A 14,344-nucleotide genomic window follows, 5' to 3' on the forward strand; every position below is an offset into this window, starting at 1 on the left:
CAGCACAACGCCGCCATTGCTGGCGGCGCTGACTTTTTTCGTTTTCAAACCGGTTCCATCACGCACTGCAACGGGTGCTGGCGCGCCCGCGCATATTGACCGACCTGCGCGATGCGCGTGGCCGCGAGGTCGCGCGGGTAAACGCCGCAGACGCCTCGACCTTCGTGATGGACCTGCAGCATGATCCGCGTCGCCTCTTCCTGATTCTTATTGAAGAATTTCTGCAGCACTTTCACGACGAACTCCATCGGGGTGTAGTCGTCATTGAGCAGCAGCACCTGGTACATCGGTGGCGGCGCAGCGCGAGCCGGCGCCTTTTCGACGACCAAGTCATGCTGGGAATCCAAGGTAGAACTCATAGGGCGGGTATTCTATTTAAACTGGGGACGGCAACCACTCAACTTACTGAAAATTACACGCAGAAATACGTAGTATCCATACTTGACTAGGTCAAGAAAAGCGGCGCATTATCCACGCATTCTGGGGTTTTCAATTTACCGAAAATCTGCCAGGAAGCCGGAGGGGGGACAGGGGTCTAGACCGCAATGCCCTTCTGTCAACATACGATTCAATGAGGCAGGCCGCATGTCTGATACGACCGCAACCGCCGTCCAAGGGGACAATCCCAAATCGACGGGCACCGTCAAATGGTTCAACGATGCAAAGGGGTTTGGCTTCATTACGCCCGACGATGGCGGTGAAGATCTGTTCGCCCACTTCTCGTCCATCCAGATGAATGGTTTTAAAACCCTGAAAGAAGGCCAGAAAGTGGCCTTCGAGATTATTCAGGGGCCTAAAGGCAAACAGGCGCTCAATATTACGGCAGCCTGAGTTACCCTTTAAAGCGCAACGGTAAGGTTGCGCCATTATCCAGGCGGGGCTTTCGGGCCCCGCCTTGTTATTTTCTAATTACTCCGCCGGACCATGCTGAAGATTGCCGTTTTGTTTCCCATTGTGCGCTCACTGTTCAAAACAACGTTCACCAAGGCATCGTCAGCGGGCACTTCGGCGGGCCGCAAGGGTTCGGTAATTGCCGCCGCAGCCATCGCGTTCGCAACCGCCGCCCTGCCCCTGCCGGCCAGCGCCCAGCAACAGACCGGTCCGCAACCAAAATTGCCGACCACGCAACTGTCGGCCGGCATCCATATTATCCGCGCGGAAGTCGCAGACACGGACGCCACGCGGCGCGACGGCCTGATGTTCCGCAGGGAACTGCCGGGCAACGACGGCATGCTGTTCGTCTTTGACCGCCCGGACGTGCAGTGCTTCTGGATGCGCAACACGCTGCTGCCCCTGTCGATTGCCTTTATCGCCGACGACGGCACGATCGTCAACATCGAGGACATGGCGCCGCAGACCGAAGATCCCCATTGTGCGAAAAAGCCGGTCCGCTACGCGCTGGAAATGGCCCAAGGATGGTTCGACGCGCACGGCATCTCCGCGGGCAAGAAGCTGGACGGGCTGCCCTGATTCGGCCGGCAACTGTCAGAACCGATACAAGACAAAGGGAGCCCGAGGGCTCCCTTGTCGTTGGGGCGGCGGGTACTGTCCGCCCGAGGTCACTGCGTTACACGCGCTCGACGATCAGCGCGATGCCTTGGCCGACGCCGATGCACATCGTGCACAGGGCATAACGGCCACCGGTGCGATGAAGCTGGTTGATGGCCGTGGTGGCCAGACGCGCGCCGCTGGCGCCCAGCGGATGGCCCAGGGCGATGGCGCCGCCGTTCGGGTTCACGCGCGGGTCGTTGTCGGCGATGCCGAGCTGACGCAGCACAGCCAGGCCTTGCGCCGCAAACGCTTCGTTCAGTTCGATCACGTCCATCTGATCCAGCGTCAGGCCGGTCTGGGCCAGCACCTTTTGCGTGGCGGGCGCCGGGCCGATACCCATGATGCGCGGCGCGACGCCGGCGGTCGCCATGCCGACCACGCGGGCGCGCGGGGTCAGGCCATGACGGGCGGCGGCCTTTTCGTCGGCCAGCAGCAGCGCGGCGGCGCCGTCGTTCACGCCCGACGCGTTGCCGGCGGTGACGCTGCCGCCTTCGCGGACCACACCCTTCAACTTGGCCAGCGACTCCAGCGACGTTTCACGCGGGTGCTCGTCCTTGGACACGACGATGGGATCGCCCTTCTTCTGGGCGATCGACACGGGCACGATCTCGGCGTCGAAGACACCTTCCTTCTGTGCGCGAGCGGTCTTTTCCTGGCTGGCCAACGCGAACAGATCCTGGTCGGCGCGGCTGATGTTGAAGTCGTCGGCGACGTTTTCGGCGGTCTCGGGCATCGAGTCCACGCCGTACTGCGCCTTCATCAGCTTGTTGATGAAGCGCCAGCCGATGGTGGTGTCGTAGATGGCGGCGCTGCGCGAGAAGGCGCTGTCGGCCTTGCCCATGACGAACGGGGCGCGGCTCATGCTTTCCACGCCACCAGCCAGCATCAGGCCGGCTTCACCGGCGCGGATGGCACGCGCGGCGGTGCCGATGGCATCCAGGCCGGAGCCGCACAGGCGGTTGACGGTGGCGCCGGGCACTTCGATCGGCAGGCCTGCCAGCAGCGTGGCCATGCGGGCCACGTTGCGGTTGTCTTCGCCCGCCTGGTTGGCGCAGCCCATGATCGCGTCGTCGAGTTCTTCCCAGCGCACGCCGGGGTTGCGCGCCACGAGGGCCTTGATGGCTACGGCAGCCAGATCGTCGGGCCGTACGGAAGCCAGCGCACCGCCATAGCGGCCGAAGGGGGTACGGATCGCATCACAGATAAAGGCATTCACGGTCATGGGAAGCTCGGAGTGAAGTGAAAGAACTCGGGATCGGACGATCTTAACGCAGCAGTTTCGCGCCAAGTTGGTGCGTTGCATGGATGTCCGCTGCACGGACAGTGTCCAATGGACGTTCACATTAGTCCGTCGTGCCGCGCCCGAAAACGGGCGCCCATGCACGCGATCAGGGCGTCCCGGCCTTGGCTGCGCGGCCCGCCTCGACGATGGCTTGCCGGCGGAAACGGCCGGCCGCCAGATGGTAGAACGGTTGCGGGCAGAATTGGCGGGACACGCCGGACGCCAGCAGCGACGCCACCAGCAGCCAGAACAGCATGGGCTGGCTGCCCGTCATTTCCATCACCACCACGCTGGCCGTCAACGGCGCCTGCGTGGCGGCCGCCAGAAACGCGGCCATCGACACCAATACCAGCACGCGCTGGTCGACCCCGTTGCCCGCGAGCTCCCAGATGTGGTGGCCGATGCCCGCGCCCGTGGTCAGCGCCGGCGTGAAGATGCCGCCAGGAATGCCCGCCCAGTACGACGCCACGGTCGCGAACAGCTTCGCGATGCCAAAGCCGTCCGGCACCGAGTCCTTCCCGTTGAGCAGATCGGCGGCGGCGGCGTAGCCGGTGCCGTAGACGCTGCCCGCGGTGCACAGGCCGATGACCGCCAGGGCCAGGCCCATGATGAACGCCGTCCAGATCGGATGCGCCCGGATCCAGCCGCGCCACGATTGCGGCGCCGCCAGGACGGGGCCCTTGCCCAGCAACCGCGCGAAGATGCCGCCCAGCGCGCCGTTGAGCGCGCCGCAGATGACGATCCACATCAGCATGTTCTGGGACAGCGGCGCGCCGCCGAACACGCCGAAATAGGGATTGTTGCCTTCAACGGCCACGACCAGGAAGCCGGCGGCCAACACGCCGATCAGCACCAGCCGCTGCCAGCGCAGCACCGTGCCGCGGCCCAGTTCCTCGATCGCGAAAATGACCCCGGCCAGCGGCGCGTTGAATGCCGCCGCCAGGCCGCCCGCGGCGCCCGCGGCGATCAGCTCGTTGGCGTGAAAGCCGCGCAGCTGCAGGCCGCGGCGCTTCCAGAAGTCGCCCCATGCCAGCATCAGCGCCGCGCCGACCTGCACCGAAGGCCCCTCGCGGCCAATCGACGCGCCCGCCAGCATGCCAAAGAACGCCAACGGAATTTTCCAAAGGCTTTGCGCCAAGGACACCAGGCTGCTTTGGCTGGGGCCCGGCGGCAGCGACAACGCGCCGATGACCTGGGGAATGCCGCTGCCCGAGGCATTGGGCGCGAAGCGCAGCGTGAGCCAGCGCAAGGCGGCAAGGCCGAACGGCATCACCAGCAGCGCGAGCCATCCGTTGTAGGCCACCCACTGGCGATTCCAGGCCAGCGCCTTATCGGCCAAGTAGGCAAAACCCAGCGACATGAGCGCCACCAGCGCGGCGCCGCCCAGCAGCAGCCCCAGTTGCACGCTTTTGCGTGACAGCCGGTTGACCTGACGCACCTTGCGGCGCGTGAGCCGGCGTGTTCGGGCAATGACGCGGCGGACGGGGTCGGGCAGGGACATGGACGAGAAATGGGTGGCGTGGCGGGTTGCCAACCATACCATCCCCTCCTGACCCGTAACCGAATGGCCGCCGCCCATCGCGGGGCCAGCCGCCTTAGAAGGACGACCAGTCGTCGTCCTGCGAGGCGTTGGCCAGGGCGGGCCGGGCCTGCACCGGGCGTGCGGCCTGCGCGGCAGCGGCGGGCTTGCGCGCGGCGGTGCGTTCCGACGGCAGCAACCGGGCTTGCGCCTGAACCGCCGTCGCGCCGCCCGCATCGACCTTGAAGCGGCGCACTTCCTGCGCCAGGCGGGTGGCCTGTTCCTGCATGCTGGCTGCGGCCGCTGCCGCTTCCTCGACCAAGGCGGCGTTCTGCTGGGTCACGGCGTCCATCTGCGACACGGCCTGATTCACCTGGCCGATGCCGGCCGATTGCTCTTCCGAGGCGCCGGAGATCTCGCGCACCAGGGTTGCGACCTGGCGCACGCTGTCGACCACTTCGCGCATCGTGCGTCCGGCTTCGTCGACCTGACGCGTGCCGCCTTCGACGCGGGTCACCGATTCGTCGATCAAGGCCTTGATCTCCTTGGCGGCCACGGCCGAACGCTGGGCCAGCGTGCGCACCTCGCCCGCCACGACGGCAAAGCCGCGGCCCTGCTCGCCCGCACGCGCGGCTTCCACCGCGGCATTGAGCGCCAGGATGTTGGTCTGGAATGCAATGCCGTCGATCACGCCCGTGATGTCGGCGATCCGGCGCGAGCTGTCGGAAATTGCGCTCATGGTCTGCACCACGCCTTCGACCACTTCGCCGCCGCGCACGGCAACGCTGGACGCCTGGCTGACCAGACGGTCGGCTTCCCCGGCGTTGGTGGCGTTTTGCTGCACCGTGCTCGTCAGTTGCTCCATCGACGCCGCGGTCTCTTCCAGCGAGGACGCCTGCTCTTCCGTGCGCTGCGACAGGTCGGAGTTGCCCTGCGCAATCTGGGACGACGCCGAAGCGATGTTCTCACAGCCGTCGCGCACGTCCTTGACGATGCGAGCCAGGCTTTCGTTCATGGCCTTGAGCGCCGCCATCAGGTCGCCGGTTTCGTCGCGCGTGGCGACGCGGATATCGGCAGTCAGGTCGCCCGCGGCCACCTGGCGCGCCGCCGACACGGCCTCGCTCAGCGGACGCACGATGCCTCGCGTCACCAGCCATCCCAGCAGCATGCCGATGGCCACGCCGGCGATCGCAAGCGCGATCATGACAGCGCGAACCGTGTTGTAGAGATCCGTTCCGTCCTGCACGGAAAGCTCGGCGGACTTTTCCTTGTTGACTGCCAGGTCGGTCATCAGGTCATCGAGTTTTTGCGACGTCGCGATGACGCGCTTGTCGATTTCGGCCACGCGCGCGTCGGTCTGCGTCAGCGGCTGCGACTTGGCCGCCTCGAAGAACGCCATGGCCTCGCGCTTCCATGCCTGCTCGGTTTCATTGAACTGCGCCAGCAGGCGCTTGGCCGGTTCGCCGTAGAAATTCTCGGCCGCCTTGTCCCGCAGGCCATCCATGGTCCTGACCGCATCGTCGAACTGCTTGCGCAGCGCCAGCCGCGCTTCCTCGGAGGAGGCGGCCAGGTATGCGTTACGCGCACGCCCCGCGTAGATGAGGTTGAGGTTGGCTTCCTTCAGATCCGAAATGCCGCGCAGTTCGGTGTCGTAAAGCCTGTCATTCATTTCATTGATTCGCGACAGCCCCCATACGCCGAAGGCCCCGATCGCACCGCCTATCACCGCCACCAGCAAAAACGCGCCCGTCAGGCGTGCCCCGATGCGCATTCCCGAAAATAACCGCAACATGCTTCCCTTCCCTGTGAGTGCCCCGGCTTGTGGCGGCGTTGCCGCAGCCCTGCGCTCCGGGGTGCAGGCGCAGGCCGGAGGGAACGATAGCGACGTTTGGCTTAGGACTTGCCCTGAAGAGAAGCCAGTTCCCCTGTCAGTTTCGTGTAATGAACTCGACAATCGACAGGGGTTTTTGAAACTGAATTTTTCCTGAACAAAAGAAAACCCCTCGCCGGGGCGAGGGGTCGTTTCCGCGGGGTGCGGCGCTAGGGCCGCACGGCGCCCGGGACCGGAAATCAGGCGAAGTTCTTCGCCGCGAAATCCCAGTTAGCCAGTGCCCAGAAATTCTCCAGGTACTTGGGACGCGCGTTGCGGTAGTCGATGTAGTACGCGTGTTCCCAGACATCACAGGTGAGCAGCGGCTTGTCGGCCGTCGTGAGCGGGGTGGCGGCATTGCTGGTGTTGACGATGTCGACCGAGCCGTCGGCCTTCTTGACCAGCCAGGTCCAGCCCGAACCGAAGTTGCCGGCAGCCGACTTGTTGAAGGCTTCCTTGAAGGCGTCGAAGCTGCCCCACTTGGCGTTGATGGCGTCAGCCAGCGCGCCGGTAGGAGCACCGCCGGCCTTGGGAGCCAGGCTGTTCCAGTAGAAGGTGTGGTTCCAGACCTGAGCGGCGTTGTTGAAAATGCCACCCGAGGACTTCTTCACGATGTCTTCCAGCGACAGCGTTTCGAATTCCGTGCCCGGGATCAGGTTGTTCAGATTCGTGACGTACGTCTGGTGATGCTTGCCGTAGTGGAACTCCAGCGTTTCCTTGGAGATGTGCGGCGCCAGGGCGTCGAGTTCGTAAGGCAGGGGGGGAAGAGTATGTGCCATGTGATGGTTCCTTCTGTTGAGAGCACGATCAAGCCGGTCAATTGTATCGGCAACTCCTGAGGATACCGTGTTAACCCCGCGCTGGCGCGGGGTTAACGGGCACATGCTTATTACCGGGCCGTCCAGGCGCCCGCGCGAGACCGCGGGCATCGCGTCACTTCGTGTAGCGCAGTTCCCTGCCGCCGGCCGTCTCGACCAAGGCGCCGTCGTCGGCCACGGCCAGGACTTTGTGCAGCGGCGCGCTGGCCGCGGCGTCCGGCACGTCGATATCGATGCGAATGGACCGGGTGGCCGGATCGATGCGACTCACGTCCACCTCATGCCAGCGTTCGCCAGCCGGCAACGGCACGAATACGGCCAGGGACTTCAGCGCGCCCTCGGCGATGGGCACGCTGACGCCGTCCGCGCCTTCCGATCGGCGCGGCCCGCCGCCGTAATCGGCGTCTGCCGACGACGCCGCCACATCGATGCTGACCGGCCTGCCGCGGTGATACACCCGCACCGTCAGCATGCCGGGCTCTGCGGGCAGACTGTCGGCGCGCACATCGGCGATGGCGGAAAACGGCCGCAGCGGCGGCGTGTCCAGGAAAATCTGCTTGCCGTCGGCGCGCCAGGCTCCGCGCGCGTTGATGTCGACGGCGCCATAGCTCAGGAAGTATTCAAAGCTGCCGTCGTCGCGCAGCAGCAATTCGCTGCCGACCTCCCGGACACCGCCGAGGAAATAGTGTCCTGGAACGCGGATGGCTTCGGTGGATTTGTTCGCGGCCTTCGTGCCCAGGCGCCGGCCTTGCGCGGCCGGTGGCGCGCAGTCCGTCTGCAGCGTAACGCCCGCGTCCTGCAGGGTCTGCGCGAAGACCGGATCGGACTGGCAGACGAGCGCCATGCGAAACGACTGCCCGGCGGGCGCGACAGCCGCATCGAACCGCGCGTGATGCCGCGCCAGCAAGGCCAGCATCCCGGGCTGGCCGGTTTCGAGCGCAACCCACGCAGGCCCGCCACGAGAGGCAGCGCCGGCGTCAGGGCTCGCGCCCGCCTCCAGCAGCGCATTCGCCAGGTCCTGGCGGCCCAGCCGTATCGCAGCCGTCAGCGGCGTGTCCTCGCCGGCCACCGGCGCATCCAGGTCGGTTCCCGCGTCCTTGAACTGGCGCAGCACCTGGACCACGGTGTCGTGCCGAGCGGTGATCAGTTGCCGGCTTTGCAACAGCATCGACACGACGCGCTCGGACAAGCGGCATCCATCACGCGCGCATGCCGATTCGTGGCCGGTGAACCCGGCCGCATGCAGTTGCGCAAAGTAGCCGGGCTTGTCGACCAGCACGAACTCGGCGTTGTCCGGCAGGCAGGCCTGCGCGATCGCCTGGCCATTCGCGGCGCTTACGCGGCGCACCGTGTCGATGTCGCCCGACACCACGGCGGCGTTGAGCAGCGCGTAGGGGTTGGGCGCTGCCGGTAGCCGCGGGTCGTCGAACCGGGCGCCGGCGCGCAGCAGCCGATCCAGCATGGCGGCGTCCTGACGGCCGATCAGCCAATACAAGGCGCTCTCGCCGTCCGGTGCGATGGCGGCCGGGTCCGCGCCCTTGGCGAGCAGCGCGTCGACGACGGCGACGTGGCCGGACGTGGCCGCCAGCAACAGGGGCGGCGTGCCGCGCGCATCCTCCGGCCCCGCTGGCGCGGCATTCCGCCCGGCTGCCGGCGCCGGCGGGTTCACCGGCACGCCAGCGTCGATCAGCATCAGGGCCAGCGCCGTATCGCTGTTTTCCAGCGCCTGGCGGATGGCGCCCGCGTCCAGGGTTTTCATGTCGAACCCCGCGTCCGCGAACATGCGCAGGACCACCGCGCCCTGCCCGCCCGGTTGCCGCAACAGCTGAGCCACCGGCGAGTTGCCGGGATCCTGCAGCGCCGCGCGCAAGGCGTCGGGCGTCATCGCGGACAAGAGGGTGCGCAGCAGCGTCGTGTCCCCGGCCCGCACCGCGGCATCCAGCGCCGACTGGCGGTCGTAGCCGTCGCGCCGCAAGCCGGGATCGGCGCCCCCGGCGAGCAGCGTCTTGACGACGTCAGGCTTGCCGGCTTGCACGGCATCGGCCAGCGGCGTGTTGCCATGCGGCTCCGCGGGGTCGCCATCGACCGGCGCACCCAGGGCCAGCAGGCGCCGCACCGTCTGCGCGTCGCCGCGCTGCGCGGCCAGGTTCATGATGGGCCGGTTGCCCATCTCGGGTTTGGCGAAGAGCAGACCGCCTGAGCCCACCTGCGGGCCGCGTTGCGCAAAGGGCATGTCCGCGCGCAGCAGCAACCCGGCGGCCTCGGGGTGCCCGCCTTCGACCGCCGCCTGCGCCGCGTCCAGCCACACATCGCGTTCCCCGCTCTCGCCCCACCCCGTGGCGGGGATCGTGCGCGGTCCCTGCTCCATCAAGAACGACACCGCCTGCGCATCACCCTGGTAGGCGGCGAACGCCAGCGCGGTCAGCTCCTCTTCATAAGCGGGACGGCTGCCCGAGGCAGCCAACGCGCGCAGGGCTTCTGCACCTTCGGTCAATTCCACCAACGGGAGCCAGCACAGGAAGTCGGCCGCCGGCCGCACCCGGCCTTGTCCGTCCGTCATCGCGCTCGACGCGGCGGCCTTGTCTGCGGCGTCCAGCGCCGCATAGGGGCGGCTGGCGCCGGCGCCGAACAAGGCAACCACCATCCGCGTCATGGGCTTGCGGTCGACAAGGCGCGGCAGGTAGGTCATGCGCACCGCATATTCGAAATCGCGATTCAGCAGGAATTCCAGGGGCGTGTCGTTGCCGTCGCCGCGCTGGTCCGGGTTGGCGCCTGCGGCCAGCAGCGCCTCCATCGTCTCTGGCGTGCCGTACAGCAGCGCCAGGTGCAGCGGCGGGCGCCGCGACTCGTACGTGATGTCATCCAGCGCTGGCTTGGTGGCCAGCAATGCCGCCAGCATGCGCGCGCGGGCCGGCAGGCCGGCCTCGTGGGCCTGACGCAGCCGCGCGGAATCTTCCGGCGTGAGGTCCCAATACACGTACTGCGATCGCAGGCCGCGGGGCGGCATCAGCAAAGCGTGCAGCAACGGCACGCCCTTCAGGGCATAGTCGCCAGGGCGTTCCACCTGTGCCAGCGCGGCCAGGAACGCCGCCTCGTCGTTGCGGCTGACTGCCGCGAACAGCGCCTCGGTCTGCGGGGTATCGGCGTTTTTGTACTCGCGGTACGGCGACGCGCAGTTGCAATCGGCGGCTGCTGCTGTGGGCGGCGTGACTGAGGGCGCGCTAGCTGCGGGCGCTGCCGCCGCCAGAGAATTGGTAGCGATGTCCGCGTGGGCCACGGAGCCAACCCCCGTTGCCCATATCGCCGCGGCCAGACCGGTAGCCGCCCATTTCAGATTTCTGTCTTGGAACATCCTGCCGCCATGGTTTGGGTGGAAAGGATTTGCGGCGCGGAAAGATCAGCCCGGGTCGCGCGTGGAACGCGTCGATTGCACCTGGACCTGCGCGCCGCCCTGCGCGAAGCTCAGGTCCAGCGGCTGGCCCGCCGATAGCGCAGCCGCGTCGCGAACAATGCGGCCCTGCTCGTCGCGCGCGATCGCGTAACCGCGTGCGAGCGTGTTGCCCGGATCCAACGCGCGCAACTGCGCGGAAGCGGCGGCAAGCCGGTTGCGACGCTCCACGAGCAATCGCGCCTGGGCCTGGCCCAGATGGCGCACGGCGCCGGCCAGGCGTTCCGCCGCCCGGCCCGTGTCGGGCACGCGATGGGTCAGGCGCTGCGCCAGCAGATTGACCCGCGCGGTGCGCCGTCCTTGCGGCGCCGACCAGGCCGAGGCCAGGCGGTACTGCAGGCTGTTCAAGCGTTCGCGCTGGTGCTGCAAGCGCTGCGCCGGGGAAACGAGCTGCGCGGTGGCGCGATCCAGACGCTGCGCCGCCCGCTCAAGCCGCCGTTGCTGGCCCCGCACCATCGTTTGCAGGGTCTGCATGACGTGGCCGAGCAATTCGGCGCGCGGCGCGCATGCCAGTTCGGCCGCGGCAGTGGGCGTGGGCGCCCGCAGATCGGATACGAAGTCCACGATGGTGAAATCGGTCTCGTGGCCCACGCCGCTGATGACGGGGATCTCGCTGACCGCCACCTGGCGCGCCAGGTCCTCGTCGTTGAAGCTCCAGAGGTCTTCGATGCTGCCGCCGCCGCGCACGAGCAGCAGCGTATCCACTTCGGCCCGTTCATTGGCCAGACGCAATTGGGCGGCCAGCTTGCTCGCGGCGTCCGCACCCTGAACCGGGGCCGGATAGATGATGACCGGAACCTGTGGCGCCCGCCGCGCCAGCGCCGACAGCACGTCGCGCAGCGCCGCCGCATGCAGCGAGGTGATCACGCCGATCGCGCGGGGAAGCCGGACCGGCTCGCGCTTGCGGGCCGGATCGAACAGCCCCTCGGAGGCCAGTTGCTCTTTCAGTCGCAGAAAGGCCTCGTACAGATTGCCTAATCCTGCCCGTCGCATGGCGTCAGCCTGTAGCTGATAGTCGCCCCGCGGCTCGTACAGCGAAACCCGGGCGCGTATCTCGACCTGATCGCCGGCCCGGGGCACGAAACCCACGGCGCTGGCACGGCTTCGGAACATGACGGCCCGCACGGCGGCCCGGCTGTCCTTGAGCGTGAAGTACCAATGCCCGGATGCCGCCTGCGTGAAGTTGGAAATCTCTCCACGCACCCACAGCGCCGGGATGCTGCGCTCCAACAACTGCCCCACTGCTTGGTTCAACTGGGCAACTGTAAGGATTTCCCGCGCAAATGCGTTGTTTGTGACTGGGAGTTCAATTGTCATGGGGCTTTCCGATGCGAACCTGTCCACAGGGCAGGCGGAGCGGGCCGCAATGATACCGCGTCCCCAGGAATTTGCAGCAACGGCCCAGAAACGCAGCAAATTCGACATAAGTACATGATTTATATATTCTTTTATGCGATAAGGCGCTGCGCTCAATTGAAGCAAACAAGCGCAAGCCCTGTGCCCATAAGCCTTCTGGCTGAGTTCTACACAGAATTATCCACAGATTCTGTGGATAGCTTGGGATCGCCCCGCCTTGCCACATGCGCGCCGCGCCGTTACAGTTTCGGCTTGTTCAGACGCCACGACGCGCCCCATCCGGCGCCTTCGGCTTCTCAGGAGTTGACGCTTTGCTTTCCATTCTGCGCGAGGCCGGCTGGCCCATCTGGCCCCTGCTGGCGACATCCGTGCTGGGCTTGGCGCTGATCTTCGAGCGCTTCCTGTCCCTGCGCCGAAGCCTGGTGATGCCGCGCGGCCTGAACGATCAGGTCGCCGATATGCTGCGCAATCACCAGGACACACCGGAATCGATCCACCGGCTGGAACGCAATTCGCCGCTGGGCCGCGTGCTGGCCGAAGTGATGCGTCACCGCCACCTGCCCCGTGAAGAGCTGCGCAACGTGGTCGAAGACACGGGCCGCGCCGTCGCGCATGATCTCTCCCGCTACATTTCCGCCATCGGCACCATCGCCGTGGTCGCGCCGCTGATGGGCCTGTTCGGCACCGTCGTCGGCATGATCGAAATCTTCGGCTCCTACACCCCCGGCGGCGGCGATCCGGCCCAATTGGCGCGCGGCATCTCGATCGCCCTGTACAACACCGGTTTCGGCATTCTCATCGCCATTCCCGCCATGATCGCGCACCGCTACCTGCGCGGCCGCGTCGACAACTACCTCAATGCGATGGAACAGGCCGCCTCGCGCCTGATCCGCGCCCTCGCGCCGGCGCGCGCCCCCCGCGAGGCCCGTCCATGAATTTCCGCGGATCCCGGGGCGAACGCGATGAGCTGGACATCAACTTGATCCCGCTGATCGACGTCCTGCTGGTCATCCTGATATTCCTGGCGGCCACCACCTCGTTCACCCGCTTCACGCAGTTGAAGGTAACGCTGCCGCAGGCGTCCTCCGAACAGGACACGCCCCCCGCGCTGGAAGTCGCGGTCAGCCAGGATGGCCGCTACGCCCTGAATGGCACCCTGATCGACGTCTCGACCCCACCCGAAATCGCCGAGGCGCTGCGCCAGGCCGCGGCCGGCAAGACCGAGCCGCTCATCATCATCAACGCCGACGCCCAGGCCACCCACCAGTCCGTGATCAACATCATGGAAGCAGCCCGCCTCGCCGGCATCGGCCGCGTCAATTTCGCTGCCCAGACCAACCGTTGAAAAACAGACGCGCATCACTGCTGGCCCGCCAATGGCAGCGCGGCGGCTGGCTGTCCACCGCCCTGCGCCCCCTGTCCGCGCTGACCGCCTGGGCGGTGGCGCGCAAGCGCGAACGCTACACCAGCGGCGCCAAGGTGGCGTACCGCGCCCCCGTGCCGGTGGTCGTGATCGGCAACATCTTCGTGGGCGGCACGGGCAAGACGCCCATGGTGATTGCCACGGTCGAGAACCTGCGGGCGCGCGGCTACACGCCGGGCGTGGTCAGCCGGGGCTATGGGGTCAAGGTCGGCCCCCACCCCCGCGTGGGACTGGGCGACCTGGAAGCCGCCCGTTTCGGCGACGAACCGGCGTTGATCGCCCGCGCCACGGGTGCGCCGGTGTCCATCCACCCCAGGCGCGCACTTGCGGCCCAGGCGCTGCTGCGGGCGCACCCGCGCGTTGACGTCATCGTCTCGGACGACGGCCTGCAACACCTGGCGCTTGCACGGGATATCGAAATCGTGGTGCAGGACCAACGCGGCGTGGGCAACCGGCGCCTGTTGCCTGCCGGCCCCTTGCGCGAACCCGCCAGCCGGCTGGCCGACGTGGACGCCGTGGTGACCAACATCGGCACGCCGGAGCAGTCCCTTACGGTGTCTGACACCCTTGCGGCACACTCGCGGCATGAAGGCGGTCTCCCCAGGGTGTCAGACACCGCAAGCCCCCCTCCGCGCCAGGTCCAGATGTGGCTCGAACCCGGTCTGGCGCGCCATATCGGGGGACGTGACACGCAGCCGCTGTCCGCCTTTGCCGGGCAGCCGCGCATCGCGGCCGCGGCCGGCATCGGCAATCCGGAGCGCTTTTTCACCACGCTGCGGGCAGCCGGCATCACGCTGTCCGCGACGCTCCCGCTGCCCGACCACCACGACTACGCCACGTCGCCGTTCCAGGCGCTGGACGCCGACGTCATCCTGGTGACCGCCAAGGACGCCATCAAATGCGGCGCCCTGAACGATCCCCGGCTGTGGGAAGTGCCCGTGCAAGCCGCGTTCTCCGACCCGGCGCTCTTTGACTGGCTGGCCGACGCGTTGCGCGCCCGAAAAGCGCGCCCGGGCAGCGGCCAGAACGGCAGCGCCAAAAATCAGGGCCACAACCCAACAGCGTAACCGGCAGCTT

Annotated in this window: 12 protein-coding genes; 5 read left to right on the top strand and 7 right to left on the bottom strand. The window is 67.0% G+C overall.

Features of this window, described 5'->3' with window-relative positions; genetic code table 11:
- Positions 1-44: 44 nt before the first annotated feature.
- Positions 45-359, bottom strand: coding sequence for an ATP-dependent Clp protease adapter ClpS (clpS, locus tag HV786_RS06610; protein WP_056324280.1), 315 nt, complete (start codon positions 357-359; stop codon positions 45-47).
- Between the two features lie 226 nt (positions 360-585).
- Here clpS and HV786_RS06615 point away from each other — a divergent pair, with 226 nt between their 5' ends.
- Together HV786_RS06615 and HV786_RS06620 are read left to right on the top strand one after the other, a co-directional pair.
- Positions 586-831: a cold-shock protein gene (locus HV786_RS06615; RefSeq protein ID WP_006220277.1), complete on the top strand. Its 246-nt coding sequence runs from the start codon at positions 586-588 to the stop codon at positions 829-831.
- Between the two features lie 93 nt (positions 832-924).
- A complete protein-coding gene (locus HV786_RS06620; protein WP_081259901.1) occupies positions 925-1,470 on the top strand; it encodes a DUF192 domain-containing protein in 546 nt (181 codons plus the stop codon).
- Between the two features lie 97 nt (positions 1,471-1,567).
- Here HV786_RS06620 and pcaF read toward each other — a convergent pair whose 3' ends face one another.
- The 6 genes from pcaF to xseA all read right to left on the bottom strand — a co-directional run bounded on the left by pcaF (position 1,568) and on the right by xseA (position 11,805).
- Positions 1,568-2,773, bottom strand: coding sequence for a 3-oxoadipyl-CoA thiolase (gene pcaF / locus HV786_RS06625; RefSeq protein WP_142054672.1), 1,206 nt, complete (start codon positions 2,771-2,773; stop codon positions 1,568-1,570).
- Between the two features lie 166 nt (positions 2,774-2,939).
- Positions 2,940-4,334 carry a chloride channel protein gene (locus HV786_RS06630; protein WP_175210408.1) on the bottom strand — a complete coding sequence of 465 codons (1,395 nt, stop codon included), beginning with the start codon at positions 4,332-4,334 and terminating at the stop codon, positions 2,940-2,942.
- Between the two features lie 94 nt (positions 4,335-4,428).
- Positions 4,429-6,144, bottom strand: a complete 1,716-nt coding sequence (locus HV786_RS06635; RefSeq protein WP_175210362.1) for a methyl-accepting chemotaxis protein — start codon at positions 6,142-6,144, stop codon at positions 4,429-4,431.
- Between the two features lie 278 nt (positions 6,145-6,422).
- A complete protein-coding gene (gene sodB / locus HV786_RS06640) occupies positions 6,423-7,001 on the bottom strand; it encodes a superoxide dismutase [Fe] (protein WP_056324270.1) in 579 nt (192 codons plus the stop codon).
- A gap of 154 nt (positions 7,002-7,155) precedes the next feature.
- The gene (locus tag HV786_RS06645; RefSeq protein ID WP_254599453.1) at positions 7,156-10,317 is read right to left on the bottom strand and encodes an ankyrin repeat domain-containing protein; all 3,162 of its coding nucleotides are present in this window, start codon (positions 10,315-10,317) and stop codon (positions 7,156-7,158) included.
- Positions 10,318-10,437: 120 nt separating this feature from the next.
- Positions 10,438-11,805 carry an exodeoxyribonuclease VII large subunit gene (xseA, locus tag HV786_RS06650; protein WP_175210366.1) on the bottom strand — a complete coding sequence of 456 codons (1,368 nt, stop codon included), beginning with the start codon at positions 11,803-11,805 and terminating at the stop codon, positions 10,438-10,440.
- A 350-nt stretch (positions 11,806-12,155) separates the two neighbouring features.
- On the opposite strand from xseA, the gene HV786_RS06655 reads away from it, so the two are divergent.
- The 3 genes from HV786_RS06655 to lpxK are packed head-to-tail and all read left to right on the top strand — an operon-like array spanning position 12,156 to position 14,334.
- On the top strand, positions 12,156-12,779 hold the full coding sequence (locus HV786_RS06655; RefSeq protein WP_056324265.1) for a MotA/TolQ/ExbB proton channel family protein: 624 nt from the start codon (positions 12,156-12,158) through the stop codon (positions 12,777-12,779).
- Positions 12,776-13,189 carry an ExbD/TolR family protein gene (locus HV786_RS06660; protein ID WP_062840673.1) on the top strand — a complete coding sequence of 138 codons (414 nt, stop codon included), beginning with the start codon at positions 12,776-12,778 and terminating at the stop codon, positions 13,187-13,189. Before HV786_RS06655 ends, HV786_RS06660 begins: the two co-directional genes overlap by 4 nt.
- Positions 13,186-14,334, top strand: a complete 1,149-nt coding sequence (lpxK, locus tag HV786_RS06665) for a tetraacyldisaccharide 4'-kinase (protein WP_175210368.1) — start codon at positions 13,186-13,188, stop codon at positions 14,332-14,334. Before HV786_RS06660 ends, lpxK begins: the two co-directional genes overlap by 4 nt.
- The last annotated feature ends 10 nt before the right edge of the window (positions 14,335-14,344 follow it).

It is taken from the genome of Achromobacter mucicolens (assembly GCF_902859725.1).
GTDB classification, from domain to species: Bacteria; Pseudomonadota; Gammaproteobacteria; order Burkholderiales; family Burkholderiaceae_B; genus Achromobacter; species Achromobacter mucicolens.

Excerpts from the sequence above, each read along its gene's own strand:
- HV786_RS06660 (WP_062840673.1), top strand. The coding sequence starts at position 12,776 with ATGAATTTCCGCGGATCCCGGGGCGAACGCGATGAGCTGGACATCAAC.
- HV786_RS06635 (WP_175210362.1), bottom strand. The coding sequence starts at position 6,144 with ATGTTGCGGTTATTTTCGGGAATGCGCATCGGGGCACGCCTGACGGGC.
- pcaF (WP_142054672.1), bottom strand. The coding sequence starts at position 2,773 with ATGACCGTGAATGCCTTTATCTGTGATGCGATCCGTACCCCCTTCGGC.
- HV786_RS06630 (WP_175210408.1), bottom strand. The coding sequence starts at position 4,334 with ATGTCCCTGCCCGACCCCGTCCGCCGCGTCATTGCCCGAACACGCCGG.
- HV786_RS06615 (WP_006220277.1), top strand. The coding sequence starts at position 586 with ATGTCTGATACGACCGCAACCGCCGTCCAAGGGGACAATCCCAAATCG.
- xseA (WP_175210366.1), bottom strand. The coding sequence starts at position 11,805 with ATGACAATTGAACTCCCAGTCACAAACAACGCATTTGCGCGGGAAATC.
- sodB (WP_056324270.1), bottom strand. The coding sequence starts at position 7,001 with ATGGCACATACTCTTCCCCCCCTGCCTTACGAACTCGACGCCCTGGCG.
- HV786_RS06620 (WP_081259901.1), top strand. The coding sequence starts at position 925 with ATGCTGAAGATTGCCGTTTTGTTTCCCATTGTGCGCTCACTGTTCAAA.
- clpS (WP_056324280.1), bottom strand. The coding sequence starts at position 359 with ATGAGTTCTACCTTGGATTCCCAGCATGACTTGGTCGTCGAAAAGGCG.